This window comes from Clostridium mucosae, from assembly GCF_024622765.1.
GTDB lineage: Bacteria > Bacillota > Clostridia > Clostridiales > Clostridiaceae > Clostridium.
The window spans coordinates 114,873-134,355 of the sequence record NZ_JANKAF010000006.1 but is presented as its reverse complement, the minus strand read 5'-3'; the positions used below and the strand labels follow the sequence as shown (position 1 = coordinate 134,355).

At 27.5% G+C, this 19,483-nt stretch carries 16 protein-coding genes; 7 read left to right on the top strand and 9 right to left on the bottom strand.

Going from position 1 to position 19,483, the window contains the following annotated elements:
- Window positions 1-4 precede the first annotated feature (4 nt).
- The 3 genes from NSA50_RS09140 to NSA50_RS09130 are packed head-to-tail and all read left to right on the top strand — an operon-like array spanning window position 5 to window position 2,493.
- A complete protein-coding gene (locus tag NSA50_RS09140) occupies window positions 5-1,156 on the top strand; it encodes a trans-sulfuration enzyme family protein (RefSeq protein WP_195262902.1) in 1,152 nt (383 codons plus the stop codon).
- Window positions 1,149-1,601 (top strand): S-ribosylhomocysteine lyase, encoded by a 453-nt coding sequence (locus NSA50_RS09135; RefSeq protein WP_195262903.1) that lies wholly within the window; start codon window positions 1,149-1,151, stop codon window positions 1,599-1,601. Before NSA50_RS09140 ends, NSA50_RS09135 begins: the two co-directional genes overlap by 8 nt.
- Entirely contained in the window at window positions 1,585-2,493 is a 909-nt protein-coding gene (locus tag NSA50_RS09130) for a pyridoxal-phosphate dependent enzyme (protein ID WP_195262904.1), read from the top strand. Before NSA50_RS09135 ends, NSA50_RS09130 begins: the two co-directional genes overlap by 17 nt.
- A 355-nt stretch (window positions 2,494-2,848) precedes the next feature.
- Here NSA50_RS09130 and NSA50_RS09125 read toward each other — a convergent pair whose 3' ends face one another.
- The 4 genes from NSA50_RS09125 to NSA50_RS19790 all read right to left on the bottom strand — a co-directional run bounded on the left by NSA50_RS09125 (window position 2,849) and on the right by NSA50_RS19790 (window position 6,607).
- The gene (locus NSA50_RS09125; protein ID WP_257444573.1) at window positions 2,849-4,066 is read right to left on the bottom strand and encodes an L-lactate MFS transporter; all 1,218 of its coding nucleotides are present in this window, start codon (window positions 4,064-4,066) and stop codon (window positions 2,849-2,851) included.
- 145 nt (window positions 4,067-4,211) lie between these two features.
- Complete coding sequence (locus NSA50_RS09120; protein WP_257444571.1) at window positions 4,212-4,934, bottom strand: LytR/AlgR family response regulator transcription factor; 723 nt, start codon at window positions 4,932-4,934, stop codon at window positions 4,212-4,214.
- A 13-nt stretch (window positions 4,935-4,947) separates the two neighbouring features.
- Window positions 4,948-5,577 carry a sensor histidine kinase gene (locus NSA50_RS19795; protein ID WP_306813926.1) on the bottom strand — a complete coding sequence of 210 codons (630 nt, stop codon included), beginning with the start codon at window positions 5,575-5,577 and terminating at the stop codon, window positions 4,948-4,950.
- Window positions 5,578-5,899: 322 nt separating this feature from the next.
- Complete coding sequence (locus NSA50_RS19790) at window positions 5,900-6,607, bottom strand: LytS/YhcK type 5TM receptor domain-containing protein (RefSeq protein ID WP_306813925.1); 708 nt, start codon at window positions 6,605-6,607, stop codon at window positions 5,900-5,902.
- A gap of 441 nt (window positions 6,608-7,048) precedes the next feature.
- Between NSA50_RS19790 and NSA50_RS09110 the strand changes: the two genes are divergently transcribed.
- Window positions 7,049-9,649: a starch-binding protein gene (locus NSA50_RS09110; RefSeq protein WP_257444567.1), complete on the top strand. Its 2,601-nt coding sequence runs from the start codon at window positions 7,049-7,051 to the stop codon at window positions 9,647-9,649.
- Here the strand turns inward: NSA50_RS09110 and NSA50_RS09105 are convergent.
- The 3 genes from NSA50_RS09105 to NSA50_RS09095 all read right to left on the bottom strand — a co-directional run bounded on the left by NSA50_RS09105 (window position 9,626) and on the right by NSA50_RS09095 (window position 12,876).
- Complete coding sequence (locus NSA50_RS09105; RefSeq protein WP_257444565.1) at window positions 9,626-10,405, bottom strand: sensor histidine kinase; 780 nt, start codon at window positions 10,403-10,405, stop codon at window positions 9,626-9,628. The two genes, NSA50_RS09110 and NSA50_RS09105, sit on opposite strands and share 24 nt — an antisense overlap.
- A 29-nt stretch (window positions 10,406-10,434) precedes the next feature.
- On the bottom strand, window positions 10,435-11,556 hold the full coding sequence (locus tag NSA50_RS09100; protein WP_257444564.1) for a two-component regulator propeller domain-containing protein: 1,122 nt from the start codon (window positions 11,554-11,556) through the stop codon (window positions 10,435-10,437).
- A gap of 195 nt (window positions 11,557-11,751) precedes the next feature.
- On the bottom strand, window positions 11,752-12,876 hold the full coding sequence (locus tag NSA50_RS09095) for a ligand-binding sensor domain-containing protein (protein WP_257444561.1): 1,125 nt from the start codon (window positions 12,874-12,876) through the stop codon (window positions 11,752-11,754).
- A 301-nt stretch (window positions 12,877-13,177) separates the two neighbouring features.
- Between NSA50_RS09095 and NSA50_RS09090 the strand changes: the two genes are divergently transcribed.
- The 3 genes from NSA50_RS09090 to NSA50_RS09080 all read left to right on the top strand — a co-directional run bounded on the left by NSA50_RS09090 (window position 13,178) and on the right by NSA50_RS09080 (window position 17,985).
- Window positions 13,178-14,362, top strand: a complete 1,185-nt coding sequence (locus NSA50_RS09090) for a M20 metallopeptidase family protein (protein WP_257444559.1) — start codon at window positions 13,178-13,180, stop codon at window positions 14,360-14,362.
- A gap of 27 nt (window positions 14,363-14,389) precedes the next feature.
- Window positions 14,390-14,554 (top strand): hypothetical protein, encoded by a 165-nt coding sequence (locus NSA50_RS09085; protein WP_257444557.1) that lies wholly within the window; start codon window positions 14,390-14,392, stop codon window positions 14,552-14,554.
- 203 nt (window positions 14,555-14,757) lie between these two features.
- On the top strand, window positions 14,758-17,985 hold the full coding sequence (locus NSA50_RS09080; RefSeq protein ID WP_257444555.1) for a ligand-binding sensor domain-containing protein: 3,228 nt from the start codon (window positions 14,758-14,760) through the stop codon (window positions 17,983-17,985).
- 126 nt (window positions 17,986-18,111) lie between these two features.
- Here NSA50_RS09080 and NSA50_RS09075 read toward each other — a convergent pair whose 3' ends face one another.
- A complete protein-coding gene (locus NSA50_RS09075; protein ID WP_257444553.1) occupies window positions 18,112-18,771 on the bottom strand; it encodes an FBP domain-containing protein in 660 nt (219 codons plus the stop codon).
- A gap of 90 nt (window positions 18,772-18,861) precedes the next feature.
- Window positions 18,862-19,137, bottom strand: coding sequence for a CD3324 family protein (locus NSA50_RS09070; protein WP_257444551.1), 276 nt, complete (start codon window positions 19,135-19,137; stop codon window positions 18,862-18,864).
- Window positions 19,138-19,483 lie beyond the last annotated feature (346 nt).

The following is a 19,483-nucleotide window of genomic DNA, read 5'->3' as shown; positions in this document are numbered from 1 at the left end:
GGAGATGAAAATAGAATCATTGTTAATTCATGGAGGAATAGATGGGGAAGAGAAAACAGGAGCAGTAAATATACCAATATATCAGACTTCAACTTATAAACAACCAAAGTTTGGTGTAAATAAAGGTTATGAGTATTCGAGAACAGGGAATCCAACAAGAGAGGCTTTAGAAAAACTTGTTTCAGATCTTGAAGAAGGTTATGCAGGTTTTGGGTTTGCTTCTGGAATGGCAGCTACTACTGCTGTTCTTTCCCTTTTTAAATCAGGTGATAAGATAGTTATTTCAAACAATGTATATGGAGGAACCTTTAGAGTTTTAGACAAGGTCTTTAACCATTTTGGAATTAAATATCAATTAGTTGATACTTCTAATTTAGAAGAAGTAAAAAACAGTATTGATGAAACTGTAATAGCTATTTTTATAGAAAGTCCAACAAATCCTTTAATGGATATAACTAATATTGAAGCAATTTCAAATATAGCTAAAGAAAACGGGATATACACTATAGTTGATAACACATTTATGACTCCTTATCTTCAAAAGCCAATTAAACTTGGGGCTGACATAGTAATTCATAGTGCTACTAAGTATCTTGGTGGACATAGTGACACAGTTTCTGGAGTAGTTGTTGTTAACAGTAAAGATTTAGCTAAAAGACTTCATTTTATTCAAAACTCAACAGGTGGAATTTTATCACCTTTTGATTCTTTTATGTTATTAAAAGGCATAAAGACATTAGCTGTCAGAATGGATAGGCATAATGAAAATGCGAAAGTAATTGCTGAATTTTTGAAAAGTAGAGAAGAAATTGAAAAGGTATATTATCCAGGTCTTAAAGAACACCAAGGACATGAAATTCAAAAGAAACAAGCTAAGGGCTATGGTGGAATGATATCATTTGTTTTAAAAGAAGGTTATGACTATAAAAAGTTTTTTGAAAGTCTTAAGATAATAACTTTTGCTGAAAGCTTAGGTGGTGTTGAATCATTAATTTGTCATCCAGCTTCAATGACTCATGCTGCAATACCTTATGAGATAAGACAAAAGGTTGGAATAGTTGATAATTTAATAAGGATATCTATCGGTATAGAAAATGTTGAAGATTTAATAAAAGATATAGAAAATGCATTAAAGGAGAGTGAGTTAAATGGTTAAAGTAGAAAGTTTTTCATTAGATCACACAAAGGTGAAGGCACCTTTCGTTAGAAAATGCGGAGTTCAAAAAGGAGTTAATGGAGATAGTATATCAAAATTTGACTTGAGATTTTTACAACCTAATAAAGAAGTAATGCCAACTGCTGCAATTCATAGCTTAGAACATTTACTAGCAGGATTTATGAGAGAAAAAATAGAGACTATAATAGACATTTCACCAATGGGATGCAGAACAGGATTTTATTTGACAGCTTGGGGAGATGTTGAAGTAAATGAGGTAATAGAAGCATTAGAATATGGTTTGAAAAAAGTGTTAGAAGCAAAAGAAGTTCCAGCTGCTAACGAACTTCAATGTGGTAATTACAGAGATCATTCTATAGAGCTTGCACATGAATATGCTAATAAAGCAATAAAGGAAGGCTTTAGCAGTGAAATATTTAAATAATATTCAAGAGTTAATAGGTAACACCCCAATAATTAAACTTAATAATTTAAATATTAAAGAAGGTGTGAATATATTTGCAAAGCTTGAAGGAAATAATCCTGGAGGAAGTGTAAAAGACAGAATAGGAATTTACATGATAGAAGCAGCAGAAAGAGAAGGAATATTAAAAAAAGGATATACAATAATAGAAGCAACTGCAGGAAATACTGGTCTTGGAATAGCTATTGCTGCAATAAATAAAGGCTATAATATAATATTTGTGGTTCCAACAAAGTTTTCAATAGAAAAACAAACATTAATGAGAGCTTTAGGAGCGAAAATTATAAATACACCAAGAGAAGAAGGAATGCTTGGAGCTGTAAAAAGGGCAGAAGAATTACTAAATACTATAGAAAATTCAATAAGCTTAAGACAATTTGAAAATCAAGCAAATCCTCTTGCTCACTATGAAACAACTGCTCCAGAAATATATGAAGCTATGGAAGGGAAAATAGATTACTTAGTGTGTGGAGCAGGAAGTGGAGGAACATTTACTGGAGTAGCTAAATATCTAAAAGAAAAAAATAAAGATATAAAAACCATTTTAGCAGATCCAGAAGGCTCGACTATGGGTGGGGGTATTGAAGGCTGTTATGATATTGAAGGGATTGGAAATAACTTTATTCCTAGTACCATGGATATGAAATTAGTAGATGATGTTATAAAGGTTTCTGATAAAGATGCATATGATATGGTAAAATTAATAGCATTAAAGGAAGGACTGATTGTAGGAAGTTCTTCTGGAGCAGCACTATCTGCTACATTAAAATTATCGGATAAAATAGATAAAGGGAATATAGTTACCATTTTTCCAGATAGAGGAGATAGGTACTTTAGTAAGAATATCTACTAATAAATAATTAAAGAAAAGTTATGAAAAAATCCGTGGGTGTCTGTATAAAGTAGGGAATAGCTTTTAGCTATTCCCTATTTTTTTTATTTATTAAATATTATTCTTTGATTATAGATGTAGTGACTTGCTTATATAAATTAGTTTACTATAGAGAAATGTAGTTACCTTATTAAAAAATTTAGTAACTACAAAACTATTTAGAAAAGTAAATAGAAAATATGAAAGCAATAGAAGTGGTTACAGCAATAATAAAAAAGTAATTGTAAATTTACAAAAAAAAGGAGCTGCCACAGAAAGCAATTTAATTATGTGACAGCCCTTTTATTTTAATTCATATATAAAATATGAAAGGAGATTATGCAATTTTTTCTACAAGTTTAGCATTATGTTTAATTTTTTGATTTGATTTTACAGATTGTATTGTAGAAGCTAAAACTATTGATATTAAGCATAAAGCTCCAATAACTATGAATGTAGATTTAAAGCCTCCTGTTAATGATGCTATAAATGAACCTGAAATTGCTCCTAAACCAAATCCTTGATATATAATTCCGTAGTTTTTAGTTTGATTATTAACACCAAAGAAATCTCCTACTATAGCTGGGAAGATTGTAATATTTCCTCCAAAACAAAATGCAATTGATGCAACACAAGCAAAGAAGATTGCGAAGTTTAAATGTGCAAAGCTTAGTACAAATACTGCAACAGTTGTAATTGAAAGTGATAAAATTACTACTTTTAATCTACCAAGCTTATCTGATAAAGCACCTAATATAATTCTTCCAGCTGTATTAAATATTGCTACCATGGCAACTGCATTTGCTGCTACTTCAGGTGTAAGTCCAACTAGTTCAACACCAATATCTTTAACTATACCTATTAGATAAAGACCACTCATACATGCTGAGAAGAATATTACAAATAAAGCATAAGCTTCTTTTGTTTTAAGCATTTCTTTTACTGTAAACTCCTTTGTATTCTTACTATCTGTAGAATTACTGATTATTAATGGAGCATCCTTTAAAAGTTGAGCACCTATAAAGATTAAAGCCATAGCTATAACTCCCCAATATAAAAATGCTTTTGAAACTCCTACATTATTAATTAAGCCTCCATTTATATATTTAAAAACTAAACTACCTGTTCCATAAGCTCCTACTGAAATACCAGAAATAAGTCCTTTTTTATCAGGAAACCATTTAATACAATTTGAAAGTGTTGTAATATATGCTATACCGTCTGCAGCCCCAACTATCACACCAGCTGTAATATAAAGCATAGGTAATGAGGAATCAAATGATGTTAATATCAATCCTATACCTAGTATTATACCTGCAATTGAAGTAAGTTTTCTAATTCCTAGCTTGTCTTGAAGTTTACCAGCAGCTAGTGTAGATACTGCTAAAGCAAAACTAGTTATAGAGAAGGTAATTGCAACCTTATTTAATTGAAATCCAAATTTATTTACTAGGGGTTGGTTAAATAAACTCCAAGTATAAATTGTCCCTAATCCAAGTTGGGTAATTACTGAACCTAAAACTATTAACCAACGATTTTCTGATACTTTTTTCATTTCATTCACCTCTAATTTTATTTTTACATATATAACATTTACTAAGTTTTATAATCAAACACTGTTTATGTTTTCATTATAAATCCGTAAAAAATAAAATTATTATTTTATGAATGAAATACAAAAAAATTTGAATAGAATGCATTTATATGTTCATGAGTTGCTTGAATTCTTTTACATTACTTCTGCTAACAGGAACTTCATAATCGATATCTTGAAGTTTCAAGTTATAGGTACTATTAAACCAAGGTATTATTTCTCTTATTTTATTAATATTTACTATATATGATCTATGGCATCTAAAGAATATATTTTTAGGAAGCTTTTCGTAAAAATCAGATATGGATAGGTTAACTGAATATTCCTCATTTTTAGTAAAAACATAAGTTATTCTTTCTCTTGCTACACAATAATATATATCATTAATATCTACAACTATTATTTTTTCATTTTTCCATAAATTTATCTTATTTGATATGATATTTTTATGAGAATTATTTTTAGTGTTATTATCAACACTTTCTAATTTTTTTAGCATTGATACAATTCTAGATTCGGAGTAAGGCTTTAATATATAATCAAAAGCTTCAACTTCAAAGGCTTCAACAGCATGTTCCTTATATGCTGTTATAAAAACTATATAAGGTTTCTTTGTAAATTTACTTATACTTTTAGCAAGTAAAACACCATCTAGTGAAGGAATATTTATATCTAAAAATATAACATCAATTTCATTATTTTGAATGAATTTAAGAACTTCTATTCCATCTGCAAATTCTGCGACTATATCTATTTTACTGTAATTTTGAATAAAATATTTAAGTTCTTCTCTTGCTAAGAATTCATCATCAACTATTATTGCTTTCATATATTTCACCCTCTTATATTTTTTTCTTTATATAAAATTCTACCATAGTTCCTTTATCTAGTCTTTTTATGTTAAGACCTTCTCCATAAATAAGCTTAATTCTTGAATGAACATTATAAAGGCCTATTTTCTTTTCTGGAACATTATCAGTATAAATATTACTTATCATTTCTTCACTTATTCCTACACCACTATCTATTATAGAAATCTTAACTTTTTCACCTTCGTCCTTTAAACTTATTTTAACTGTTCCATTATGGTTATCCTTTAAAATCCCATGGACTATAGCATTTTCAACTAAAGGTTGTATTGTAAGACTTGGTATTTTAATATTAACATCATCTATATCATAGATGACATTTAGTTTATCTCCAAATCTAGCCTTTTCTATTTCAATATAATCTTTTACTTGCTTAAGCTCTTTTTTTACATCTATAAATTCACTGTTTAATTCTAAATTAAATCTTAAGTAACTTGATAAATTTATTATAAGTTCTCTTGCATTATTAGGATTTATCCGTATAGAAGAAGCTATAGCGTTTAGTGCATTAAATAAGAAATGAGGATTAATTTGTGTTTGAAGGGCTTTAAGTTCTGCTTTATTAGCCATTTCCTTCATTTCTTCAACTTTTGATACTTCCATAAGAGTCGAAATGATTTGTGAAAGTCCTACAGCAAGAGTTTCTATAGTATAAGTTATGTTGTTAGAAGCTCTATAGTATATTTTTAATGCACCAGTAACTTCATTTTTTTCCTTAAGTGGTATAATAATGGCTGATTTTAAAAGTGATGTTTTTTCTTTAAAACCGGTATTTTTTATGACTATTTTACCACTACTAATAGCTTCTTTTGTTTCAGAATTTATAATTTCATGACCAATATTATAATATTCTTTACCAATACCACTATAAGCTAATATATTTTTCGTGTCAGTTATTGAAACTGCATCAGCTTGAATATCTTCTTTATATAATAGTACATATTTTATTTAAAGATTCACTATTAATTTTCCTGAAATAAGGAAGAGTTTTGTTTGCTATATCTAGCGCTAATTTTGCTTGTTTAGCAGAAATCTTTTCTTTATCATTTTCTATACTTTGAACTAATAATACAATAAATCCTACGCAGATTTGCCCAATAATCATTGGAACAGCAATTTTAGATACGATGTCGTAACCTAAGGAATGAGGCTTACTTAATAGAAGTATAAGTATCATTGTAATAGTCTCAGAAAACATTCCTGCTATTATTCCTGCTATCCATCTATAGTTTCTTTTTACCTTTCTATTAATATACCCAGAGATTATTCCAGCACATATACTGCTTATGAGGCATGGAATAGAAGTTATTCCCCCTATATCTATTAGATATCTATGTACTCCAGATATCACTCCTGTTACTATTCCAACAACTGGACCAAAAATTATTCCTCCAGATACTATAGTAATAGTTCTAACATTTACTAAAGAACCTTCTACATTAAGACCTGTATATGTTGATAGTATTGCAAACACAGAAAAGACTGTACATGCAATTAAGTAATCCTTTTTTCTATAGGTATCTCTTTGAAATATATTTCTAAAACTTTGTAGCCTAGTTATAGTAAATAAACATGCAAGAAGTAATACAGCTCTGTCCATAAATTGAATTAATATATTAATTATGTAATCCAAGTTAATCCTTCTCCTTTCTAAGAAAGTATTTATATATTATTTTAGTTAACTCATCTTAATGTGTCCAATAATTTATGCTAAATGACTATTATATTGTATTAAATACCAAGTCATTTAATAAATGTAATAAAGGATTTATGAATACATATCAATAGTATAGGCTTAACCATATATCATATACTCAAAATAATCTAGCAAGTAATAGTAAATCCATTTCTTAAACTTTTGGTACAAATATAAATCACTTAATTTAAAATGCAGTAGACATTAAAATAATACAATATATTGTTACTTTCAAATGAATAAAAGTTGTGTTAGGAAGGGATTTAAAGGCTAAAAATAATGAAATTTAAATTAATGATTTGGGAGGTGAAATGTTTATAATAAACAATACTTTAGATAATTTTATAAGTAAATGAAACAAATATGGAGGAGAAGAAAATGAATAATAAAAAGAGGTTTAATAGTTTTTTACTTTCAATAATATTCACTTTAAGTTTAGTATTTAATAGTTTATTTGGAATTAATTCTGATATTAAAGTAAATGCTGAAACGGCGAATATACAAAATGTAGTTAATACAATAGATGAGGGTGCAATATTACATGCATGGAATTGGTCATTTAATACTATAAAAGAAAAACTACCAGAAATTAAAGCTGCTGGATATAAAGCAGTTCAAACATCACCTATTCAAGGGAATAAGGAAGATTTAATGTCTAATTCTAAGTGGTGGATATTATACCAACCAATAAATTTTAAAATTGGAAATGCTCAATTAGGTACAAGAGATGAATTTAAAAGTATGTGTGATGCAGCTGAAGCACAGGGGATAAAAGTAATAGTGGATGTTATAGCTAATCATACAGGAAATAGAGGTGATGGAGCAGATAAGCACTATCCCGCTAATAATGTTGATCCTGCAATAAAAAACAATCCTGATTATTGGCATGAAAGTAGAGGTATAGATAATTGGAATGATAGATGGCAAGTAACACATTTAGGCATTGGATTACCAGATTTAAATACATCAAATCATGGATTGCAAGATATGATTATTAATTTTTTAAATGATGCAATTGCTTGTGGTGCTGATGGATTTAGAGTTGATACTGCTAAGCATATAGAATTGCCAAACGACCCAGGTGGAAGTGATTTCTGGCCAAGGGTATTAGGAGCATTAAATAATAAAGAAAATCTATTTATTTATGGGGAAGTTTTACAAGGTGGAGCAGATAATATTAACGAATATCACAAATATATTAAAACAACATGTGATTCATATGGGAATATAATAAGAAGCTCTGTTGGATATAATGGAAATATAAATTTAAATTCAGCTAAAAGTTATACAGTAAGTGGAAGTCCTACAAATTTAATAACATGGGTGGAGTCACATGACACTTACGCAAATGAGAAGAAAGAAACAGTTGGATTAACAAATGAGCAAATTAAATTAGCATGGGCTATGATAAGTGGTAGAAATGCTTCAACACCATTGTTTTTTAATAGACCATCCGGTGGATATTTAGCTGGAAATATGGGGAGTGCTGGAGATAACATGTGGAAGGATCCAGTGGTTGTAGCAGCAAATAAATTCAGAAACAAAATGGCTGGAGAAAATGAGTATGTTAGAACTCAAGGAAATGATTTATTTATAATTGAAAGAGGAACTAAAGGAGCAATGATTGTTAATGTAGCTAATTATGATGTTAATGTAAACGTTGAGACTGCATTGCCAGTTGGAGAATATAAAGATACTTTTTCAGGAAAAACTTTTAATGTAATAAATAAATCAGGAAAAAATTATTTTAGTGGAAGTATATCATCAAAAACAATTGCAACTTTAGAATCTGTAGTTGAAATTAATAATCCAGAAGTAGCAAGCTCAGTTGCGAGTAATACTAAGTTTGTAGATTCTTTAAATGTAACATTAAGTTCAAAAAATACAGTAACTTCAACTTATTCTATTAATGGAAGTGCAGCAAAAAATTATGTAAATGGAGAAGTAATAAAATTAGGAACAGATTCATCAGTAGGAGCTAAAATTACATTAACATTAAATGGAGTAAGTAATGATGGAAAAACTACAACAGCAACTTATATTTACGAAAAGGCAGAACAAGTAGAAGAGGCTATTTCAAGAATAAAAGTACCGAGTGGATGGGGAACACCTAATATATATGTATATGATGCAAGCGTGAATCCTGTAAAAGAAATAGCAAAATGGCCAGGAGTTGCTATGACAAATGAAGGAAATGGAGTATATAGTTATAAGATTCCAAAAGGATTTGGAACAAAAACTCAAGTAATATTTAATTCTGGAAGCAATCAAATACCAGAAGCAAATCAGCCAGGTTTTTATATATCTGATGGAGAATCCCAAATTTATGAAAATGGTGAATGGAAAAATTATGTGCAAGTAACTTTAGATCCAGAAGTATCAAGTTCAGTAAAAAGTGGTACAACATTTACAGGCTCATTAAAACTTACATTATATTCAAAGAATACAGTAAGTTCTACTTATTCAATAGATGGGAAAACACCTACATTCTATAAAGACGGACAAGAAATAGCAATAGGAGCAGATTCGTCAGTAGGGTCTAAAATTACATTAACATTAACAGCAGAAGGACAAAATAGAAAAACTACAACAGCTACTTATGTATATGAAAAGGTGGCACCAGTAATAGAGACTATTGCAAGAATAAAAGTACCGAGTGGATGGGGAACACCTAATATATATGTATATGATGCAAGCGTGAATCCTGTAAAAGAAATAGCAAAATGGCCAGGAGTTGCTATGACAAATGAAGGAAATGGAGTATATAGTTATAAGATTCCAAAAGGATTTGGAACAAAAACTCAAGTAATATTTAATTCGGGAAGCAATCAAGTACCAGGAGCAAATCAGCCAGGATTTTATATATATGATGGAGAATCTAAGATTTATGAAAATGGGGAATGGAAAAACTATGTGCAAACACTTTTAAATTTAGAAGTGTCAAGATTATTTAATTTAGATAATAAAATTGTTTCCTAAATAAGAGAAACACCTATGTACCATACATAGGTGTTTCAAAATTTTGATTTCTACTATACTATTTATTATTTTTTGCACTTCATCAGTTTCTCGAATAGTCTTAGGTAATATTATTGTAAAAGTTGTACCTTTACCTAATTCACTTTTAACAAAAATATTTCCATTATGAAGATCAATTAAGCCTTTTATAATAGTAAGTTCTAAGCCGCTACCCATTGAAACTTCTCTTTGTGAATTTACATTTTGGCTAAATATATCAAATATATTATCTATATTTTCAGAATCTATTCCACTTCCAGTATCGCTTATTTCTATTTTTAATATACTATATAAATCTATTATATTAATTAATATTTCTCCACCTGGATTAGTGAATTTTATAGCATTACTAACAATACTAGCAATACATCTTTCAATTGCCGTTTCATCAAATTTCATAATGCATTCTTCAATAGTTGTATCAATAATAAGATTAATATCTTTTTCTTCAGCTAGACTATTTAATGATAGAGCAGCTTCTTCAATCACATAGATAATATCTTTTTCTTCAATAAATAATTTATAAACACCCTCACTCATTCTTATGGAATCTATTAAATCATTAATTATTTTTACAAGTTTTTTTTGATTATTATTACTTATTTCCATATACCTTGATAGGTCTTCTGAGGAGATAGATCCACTGTTATTAAGTTGAGTTATTAATTGTTGAGTTGATCCTATAATATTTAATGGAGTTCTGAGTTCATGAGACATATTAATTAAGTAATTGTTTTTACGTTTTTCTAACTCAATATTTTTCGTAAAAAGTTTATTTTCTCAGATTTCTCTTTCTCCAATTGGTTATTTCTTAGTTTAATAGCATCTCTCATAGAGGATATCCTTAAATATAAGTAAATAACAATTATACAAACTAGTGAAAAATAAATAAATGTAGCTACTTTACTTCTCCAAAATGGAGGATTTACATTAAAAGATATACTTTTCATTTCACTATTATTTCCATTAGAGTTTTTAGCTATGAAATCTATATTATATTTATTATCAGCTAAATTTGAAAATGTAATCTCATTGTTATCCATCAATATCCATTTATCATTATTTATCCGATAATAAAAGTTTATATTTTGTACATTATTATAAGCTGTAGTAAATAATTTTATAGAAATAAAATTATCCTTATATTTTAAGGATGTATTATTGATATTATTTACTTTGTTTCCATTTACTATAAAAGAATCAAATTGCAGCATTGGTGTATATAAGCTATGTTCTACAGTAGCAGGATTTATTATATATAATCCATCAATGCCGCCTAAAATAAATTCTCCACTTGAAGTTTCAAAAAATGAATTTGAAGAATATTCTACACCGTTTAAATATTTTCTTACATTTATCAGTTGATTATCTTTAAATTGCAAACAATTTATTCCTGAATTTGTACTTATCCATATGTCATCATTAAAAGGCATTACACTGTAAATAGTATTATTAGATAGACCATCTTCTATGGAATATAATATGAATTTCTCAGTTTCTCTATCATATTTATTTAGACCACTTTTAGTGCCAAACCATAGATTTCCCTTAGTATCTTCATTTATTGATAATATGGCATTATCTGAAATACTATTTTCAAATTCATTATATTTAAAGAGCTTTAAAGAGTTATTTTTATGATCAAATCGTATCAACCCATCTTTTGTTGAACTCCCAAGCCAATAAACGCCTTTAGAGTCTTTAAAAATTGCTCCGCCTAATTTAACAGATATATTATTTTTAGCAAGTAATTTGTTCATATTTTTTATGCTAAAATCATTTAAATCAATAATATTAAAGCCATCTAAAGTTCCTACCCATAGATAATCCCCATCTACATATAATGTGTGACAATATATATTGTCCAATATATGTTTAACTTCTAAAGTCTCTCTATTTATAATATTTAATCCAACTGACGATGTAGCGAAAATATATTTTTCAGTACCATTTATATCCCAAATAGTATCAGAATTTAATTTATTAATGGTTTGAGTATTTAGCTGAGTAACAGTATTATTTTTTTTATCTTATATACTAATACCATGGTCGTAGACTCCAAGCTATAATTTTTTATCAACATCTTCATAGGTACCAATTACAATGTTATTATTGCTTATACTTGGATTAACGAAAAAATCGTTATAATAGGTTATCTCTAAATTACAATCAAGTGTACTTATCCCAGAAAATGTACCTACCCATAAAAGTCCACTAGAATCTTTCATAATATAAGAAATATTATCATCAATTAAGGAGTATTTATCATAAAAACTATGTGTAAAGTGTTTTTGAGAGCCATCTTTTTTATGTATGTATAGACCTTTCTTTGTGCCAACATAAATTCCAGTTTCATCAATATAAATATTATTAACAGTATTAGAAGGATCACTGCTTCCCTCAGTATATAATTTATACTCTTTATCTACTTGTCCAGTTTTAATATTATATACATATAAACCATCAGATAGCGTTCCTAAGTAGATACTATCCTTATGTAGAGAGAAAGCTGTAAAAGTATTATTTTCTGCTATAGTAGCTATTAATTCATTATCAATAGTGCTATATTTATCTTTTGTCATATCATATTTAAAAAGGCAGTTTGGTGATATCATATAAATTTCAGTGTTATTATAAAATTCTATATATAATATATTGGAAGATGAAGGCTTAAAATTTTCTTGAATCAAAGATATAAAATCATCTTCAAACTTATCATATCTATATAATCCATTAGAAGTGGCAATTATAGTATTACCATTACTAGTAATTTTAATATCTCTAATTTTACTTGATAACAATGAACTGGTATTTATAGTATAATTGGTTATTTTATTAGTATCTAAATTAATCTTACTTAAACCATCATTTGCTCTTACCCATAAATTTTTATTTAAATCCTCATTCAAACATGTAATATATCCATCAACAATATTACGTTTTTCACTAAACCCTTTATTATAAATTTCTAAGTTAAATCCATTATATTTATTTAAACCATCCTTAGTACCAATCCAGATATATCCTGAACTATCTTGATATATAGTACTCACTGAGGTTTGCGATAATCCTTTTGATACAGCCATATTATAAAACATGAGCTCAGATGAATAAGTTATTAGATGGATATTTATAGGTACTAAAAATATCACTATAAAAATTATTATCTTTTGTTTATGTTTAATCATTTAACCATTCCTTAAAAATTTTATATTCGTTAGTTTAACATACTAAATACAATAATAAAATTTATATAGATATTTACAAAATTTTAAAGAATTTAATTACAATATAATAAAGTAAGAATTACTGTTGATATTTTAGTACAATTTCCTTTTGTATATCTAGCATTTTCATTGCAAATATAAAAAAGCTATATAAGGGTTATTGATATTTTATTTAAATAAAGCTATAATTTTAAAAAAAAATAATTAAATTATAAGAATAAGTGGAAGAATAAAGGTGAGTATTAGAAAATGAGGTGTAGATATGAATGAGTTTATAGAAAAGGCTAAATTAATAAAAGATGATATTATAAGTTATAGAAGAACTATTCATAGTAATCCTGAAGTAGGATCTAAGTTACCAAAAACGAAAGCTTATGTAATGGATAAGTTAAAAGAGTTTGGGTATAATCCAAAGGAAATATGTGAAAGTGGAATAGTTGCTACAATTGAGGGAAGCAAGCCAGGAAAAACATTTTTATTAAGAGCTGATATGGATGCTCTACCAATGGCAGAAGCTACTGAATGTGATTTTAAATCAACTAATGGTTCTATGCATTCATGCGGACATGATATGCATACAGCAATGCTTTTGGGAGCTGCAAGACTGCTTAAAGAAAATCAAAATCAAATTGAGGGAACAGTTAAATTGGTGTTTCAACCAGATGAAGAGGGCTTTACTGGTGCTAAGAAAATGTTAGCGGCAGGTGTTCTTGAAAATCCTAAGGTTGATGTAGCTATGGCAATGCATGTTCATTCCGGAACACCTTCAAATATTGTATTATGTGGTTTGGGAACTAGCATAGCAGGGTGTAATAGATTTAGAATAGTTGTAAAGGGAACAGGTTGTCATGGAGCTATGCCAGAACTAGGAGTTGATCCAATCAACATAGCAGCTCACATATACATATCACTTCAAGAAATAATAGCGAGAGAAATATCAGCAATTGAACCTGCTGTCGTGACAATAGGTAAGTTTGTAGGTGGAGATGCTCCTAATATAATACCTGGTGAAGTTATTATGGAAGGTACTATTAGAAGTTTGGATAAAGAGTTAGGGGAATTTATATTTAATAGAATGAATGATATAGTAGTTTCAATTGCAAAAATGTTTAGAGGTGAAGCTGAACTTATAGAATTGTCATCAGTACCACCACTAACAAATGATACTGATTTAGCTAAAGAAATCACTTCTTATATAAAAGATTTATTAGGCGAAAAATCAGTAAATTTATTTGAAGGCGGAGGAATGGGATCAGAAGATTTTGCATCTTATTCATATGAAGTTCCAAGTGTTTATCTTATGTTAGGAGCAGGTACAAAGCAAGAAAATCCTTTTTATGGTGAACCAATGCATAATGAAAAGGTAGTATTTAATGAAGATATATTAGTTACAGGTGCAGCTATGCATGCATATTGTGCAATTAATTGGTTAAGACATAATAAGTAATATAAATATCATTAAGAGGTGAAGCTAATGAGTACAAAATATAGAAATAGTAAAAAGAAAATGGCATCTTTAGGGCTGAAGAAGGATAGCAATGGGGAATATGTTTATATTGATCCAAATGATACAACTTCAGAATTTGTACAAGTAAGAAATAAGAAGAGGGAAAGTAATAAATATCAAAAGAGTATATAAACACGGAGTCAATAGGCTCTGTTTTTATTTTTATAAATAAAAGAAATTAATAAATATTTTTATTTATAAGAAAATAAAGAAAGTACTTTATTGAGAAAATTATATTTTTGTAAATGGTTTAATTATATATTGACTATTGTGGGAAAAAATGTTTAAAATAAGTTGTAAAAATATTAATATTTAGTTAGGAATTAATAAGAAAAATGAAAAAATATAGAAAAAATATAGTAGTATTTGTAGTAGCATTTTTAGCTTTATTTAGCAATGTAAGTGTAGTTTTCGCCAATAATGTAGATTTTTATAACAATTCTATTGCTCAAGAAGATAAAATTAATTTTTATAATATAACTATGAAGCATGGATTATCTAGTAATCTTATAACAGATATTTACCAAGATTCGTTAGGTTATATCTGGATAGGTACTGAAGATGGTTTAAATCAATACAATGGGAATGTAATAATAGAATATAACTATGACAGTAATGATGAACGTAGGCTTACTTCAACTTGTATTACAAGTATAAATGAAGATAAGTATGGGAATATATGGGTTGGAACTGATAATGGTTTAAATATTATAAATAGACCTGAAAATAAGGTTTATAGAATAACAAAAGATGAAGAAGATAAGGATATGTTGTCTGATCTTATAATAACGTCGATATATAGAGATCAAAATGATACTATGTGGGTTGGAACTATAAATGGGCTCAATAGATATGATGAAGAAAATAAAGTTTTTATAAAGTATTATTCAGATGGAACAAATAGAAGTATAAATAATAATTATATAACAGATATAGATGAAGATAATTATGGATATTTATGGGTATCTACTGCAGATGGAATTGGAACTATAGATTTAGATAATTTTGATATAAAAAATGAAAATAATACTGTGCACATATATAAAATAGATAAAGATAATGAAGGGAATATGTGGAGCGTAAGTAAAAATGGTATATATCAGATAACAGCTGGCAAATATGAATTATCAAATTACAGCATTGATACTGGAGAAAAATTAAAGCAAGATATAACTAGGGTATTATGTGATAGCAAAGGGAATATATGGTTTGGTGGTTTAAATGGGTTGATAAAATATACTCCAAGTGATAATTCAACAAAAATATATCAGTCAGGGAATAATTCTTCAAATTATTTATTAAGTAATTCAATAAGATGTTTATATGAAGATAGGAATGGAGTACTATGGGGAGGTACGGATAATGGTGTTAGTATATTAAATATTGAACAACAGTTTAGTAATAAAATAAATAATTTATTTAAGAAATACAATATAAGCGGGAATAGTATAACGTCATTTTTAGAAGATAATGAAAATGATTTATGGATAGGTACTGAACAAAGTGGAATAATTTATTTTAATGTAGATAAAAATACTATGACAAGATTTGTTTATGATGAAAATAATGAAAATTCATTAAGTAGTAATACAATAAAAAGTATTATTCAAGGACAAAGAAGTAAAATATTAGTATCCACTGAAAAAGGAATAAATATAATTGACAAAGCAACAGGAACAATAAATAAATATGGTGAAGAAGAATTTCAAAAAGTTACTTTTTTTAATCAAGAATTAAAAATTTTAAATGATGGTAAATATATTTGGATTGCAACTAATGAAGGACTTTATAGAGGTAACAATGAGAAATATGAAGTTGTGAATTATAAAAAACATTTTATCGAAAGTGGCATAGTAAATTATATAGTATCTGATATTTATCAAGATGATAATGATGAAAATATTCTTTGGTTAGCAGGAGGAAGAAACGGTGGTTTAATAAAATTCCATAAAACTAAAGGGGTACTAAAAAATTATTTATCATCTTCTGAAAGTAATTCATTAAGTTATGATTCTATAAATTGTATTCAGGGAGATGGTAACGGAAATCTTTGGATAGGAACTGAAGAAGGTTTAAATAAGTTTAATATTAAAGAGGAGAGCTTTACTAGATATTGTGAAGATGATGGTTTAGGTAGCAATTATATAAATAGCATTATTATAGATAATAATAAAGATGTATGGGTAGGGACAAGTTATGGATTAAGTAAGTTTATTATAAGTGAAAATAGATTTATTAATTTTACAGAAGTTGATGGGTTATGTGGAATCCAATTTAATAAAAGAGCCGTATATAAAACAAAAATGGGGCATTTATTATTTGGAACAACAAAAGGTGTTGTTTCCTTTCATCCCAATAATATAAAAGAAGTAGTTTCTAAAGAAAATAAAATAGTTATAGATAATTTATGGGTAAATAAAGAGTTATATTTGGAGGAAAAAGAAAATATTGAGCTTAAATATAACGAAAACAATATATCAATTCAGTATTTCTTTCCAGATTATTCAAGAATAGAAGGAATAATTTATTTATACAAAATGGATGGAATAAATGAAGAGTGGGTGCGCAGTACTAGGGAGGGGTATGCTTCTTATTCAACATTAAATCCAGGTAATTACACATTTAGAGTTAAGGCATCTAAAAGTGATGGAAGTCTAACAGAAGAATCATCTATAAGCTTTGTTATAAAAAAACCGTTTTGGAAATCGGATTTAGCATATTGTCTTTATATAGTAGTTATATTTTTAATAATTTTATGTTATACTTATTATGTACAAATTTTAAGAGCTTTAGTAGATAAGCAAACAAAAGAAATAAGTTCACAAATGGAAGAAAATAAAAGGCTTTATGAAAGAAATATTAGAAATGAAAAGTTTAAGAATGACTATTTTGTTAATTTATCTCATGAATTAAGAACACCTTTAAATATAATTTTATCAGTACTTCAATTATTGAATTCTTTAGACAAAAATGGAGGAATAGCTAAAGAGAAATTTGATAACTACATGAATGTTATAAAGAAAAGCTCCAATCATTTATTAAATATAATAAATGACATTATTGATAGTTCTAAAATAGAAACAGGTGCTTATAAGATAAATAAGCAAGAAAATGTTGATATAGTCTATTTAGTTGAAGAAACTGCATTAAATATGAGTGATTATATTAATAATAAGGGGATTGAATTAATCATTGATCCTAAAATTGAAGAAATGCCTATATGCTGTGATCCTAAGGAAATAGAAAGATGTATTATTAACCTTATTGGGAATGCAGTTAAGTTTACAGAAAGTGGTGGAGAAATTAAAGTTTTAATTGAAGATGATAATGATGTTGTAATAATTTCTGTGGAAGATAGTGGTATAGGAATATCTAAAGAGGATCAAGAATTTATATTTAAAAGGTTCGAACAAGGAAAGAACTCTAATTCTATTCAAGTAAGTAGTAGTGGAATAGGATTAACATTAGTAAAACATATTGTAGAATTACATGGGGGACATGTTACTTTGGAAAGTGAATTAAATAAGGGAAGTAAGTTTACAATAATATTACCAACTGATTAGTTATTATTTCATAAGCATTTATTTTATTAATTGTAATTAAGTATATATCAAAGTTATTTTAAATTATATGTTTATTTTAAAGGGGGTCGCGTTACGCGCCCCCCTTTAACTTTTTAGTTAAAAAAGTTATTTAATATTATTTACGGTTTTCAAAAGTTCTTCAAGCTTACTGATAGAAACTATTCTTTCGTTATACTCTTTACTATTTAAACATATATCAAAGCCTATAGATTTATAAGCATCTTTAGATGATGGTTTGCATATTGGCGAAACAAAGGCAACTTCATTTTCCTTACCAATGTGATTACAAAGAATACATCTATGTGAACCTTTAGGTTCAGGATTAGATATTCTACAAGCCATACCAAGAAGGTTTCCATCTAAATTATACGCAATAAATAATTTCCTTATTTGATTATCAATCCATCCTAAGTAAGTACTTTTTAAATTAATAGTATCTTCATCAGGTAGTTTAAACTTTTTTTCTTTTTTAAATAACCTATTTATTTGTGCATTTGTTATATTGGGTCTTTCGTATACGTAATTTAATAACTTTTCTAAATAAAAATCAATATGATATTGTTCAGTTATTTTTGTAATATCAAATAAATCTTTTTGATCTGTTGATAAATTTAAAAAAGAAAAATTATCTAAGATTTTTTGATTTATATATAATTTGTTAGCTTGAATAATATCTTTATCTACGCATAGTCCTAAAGAATTGTTTAAATCCTTCATACATCTTTTTATATAATTAAATTCATGATTTTTAATAAAAGGATCCATTGTTTACCTCCGCTTATTAAACTTATTTTATAAATATAAGGATAAAGTGGTTATAAGACATATTCAAGCTATTAAATGATTCTGCAATAACTATGAGCAATTTTTTTGCTTATAAATTATCCTTCTAATACTTTTTTCTGATAAAAAGTATTCCTCACATAATTTATTAATACTACAACCGTTGAGATGCTTTTCATAAATTTCAGTATTTCTAATTTTTAATGAGGCTTTTATGCCACTTTCTTCACCCCAGGATTTATGAGTAGCACTTTTTTTAGGAATATAAAGATATTTTCCATCTACATATTTTTGTATTAGTTCAATTATTTCATCTGGTAACACATCATTTGCTTTTGCGTATTTCATTTTTCTTACTCCTTAATTTTTTATAAAGAATTAAGGCAAAGAATACAATTAAGCTATGTGTTACAGAACCTAAAAAGTATAGAACTTTCAGCTAATTAAACAGTTTAGGCTCCAAACAAAGCATAGCTGACTTTTGTAATCCTTGCAAAGAGCAAACTGACTTAAGGCTGAATGTATTACTAACCTTCATAAAAAAACACCCCCTAACATAAAAAGTTTAGAAATATTATAGCATAATTAATATAAATCAATAAGTTATTTGCGTAATTTATAACGATAAAATTTATTAGAAAATTTTTAGCTCTTGTTAAAGTTTAATAATGAAAAAAGAATCTTAGAGCATGTT

Bases quoted from the DNA above. Each gene is read 5' to 3' on its own strand.
- NSA50_RS09140 (WP_195262902.1), top strand. From the start codon at position 5: ATGAAAATAGAATCATTGTTAATTCATGGAGGAATAGATGGGGAAGAG.
- NSA50_RS09135 (WP_195262903.1), top strand. From the start codon at position 1,149: ATGGTTAAAGTAGAAAGTTTTTCATTAGATCACACAAAGGTGAAGGCA.
- NSA50_RS09125 (WP_257444573.1), bottom strand. From the start codon at position 4,066: ATGAAAAAAGTATCAGAAAATCGTTGGTTAATAGTTTTAGGTTCAGTA.
- NSA50_RS09120 (WP_257444571.1), bottom strand. From the start codon at position 4,934: ATGAAAGCAATAATAGTTGATGATGAATTCTTAGCAAGAGAAGAACTT.
- NSA50_RS19795 (WP_306813926.1), bottom strand. From the start codon at position 5,577: ATGGAAGTATCAAAAGTTGAAGAAATGAAGGAAATGGCTAATAAAGCA.
- NSA50_RS09110 (WP_257444567.1), top strand. From the start codon at position 7,049: ATGAATAATAAAAAGAGGTTTAATAGTTTTTTACTTTCAATAATATTC.
- NSA50_RS09105 (WP_257444565.1), bottom strand. From the start codon at position 10,405: ATGTCTCATGAACTCAGAACTCCATTAAATATTATAGGATCAACTCAA.
- NSA50_RS09095 (WP_257444561.1), bottom strand. From the start codon at position 12,876: ATGATTAAACATAAACAAAAGATAATAATTTTTATAGTGATATTTTTA.
- NSA50_RS09090 (WP_257444559.1), top strand. From the start codon at position 13,178: ATGAATGAGTTTATAGAAAAGGCTAAATTAATAAAAGATGATATTATA.
- NSA50_RS09085 (WP_257444557.1), top strand. From the start codon at position 14,390: ATGAGTACAAAATATAGAAATAGTAAAAAGAAAATGGCATCTTTAGGG.
- NSA50_RS09080 (WP_257444555.1), top strand. From the start codon at position 14,758: ATGAAAAAATATAGAAAAAATATAGTAGTATTTGTAGTAGCATTTTTA.
- NSA50_RS09075 (WP_257444553.1), bottom strand. From the start codon at position 18,771: ATGGATCCTTTTATTAAAAATCATGAATTTAATTATATAAAAAGATGT.
- NSA50_RS09070 (WP_257444551.1), bottom strand. From the start codon at position 19,137: ATGAAATACGCAAAAGCAAATGATGTGTTACCAGATGAAATAATTGAA.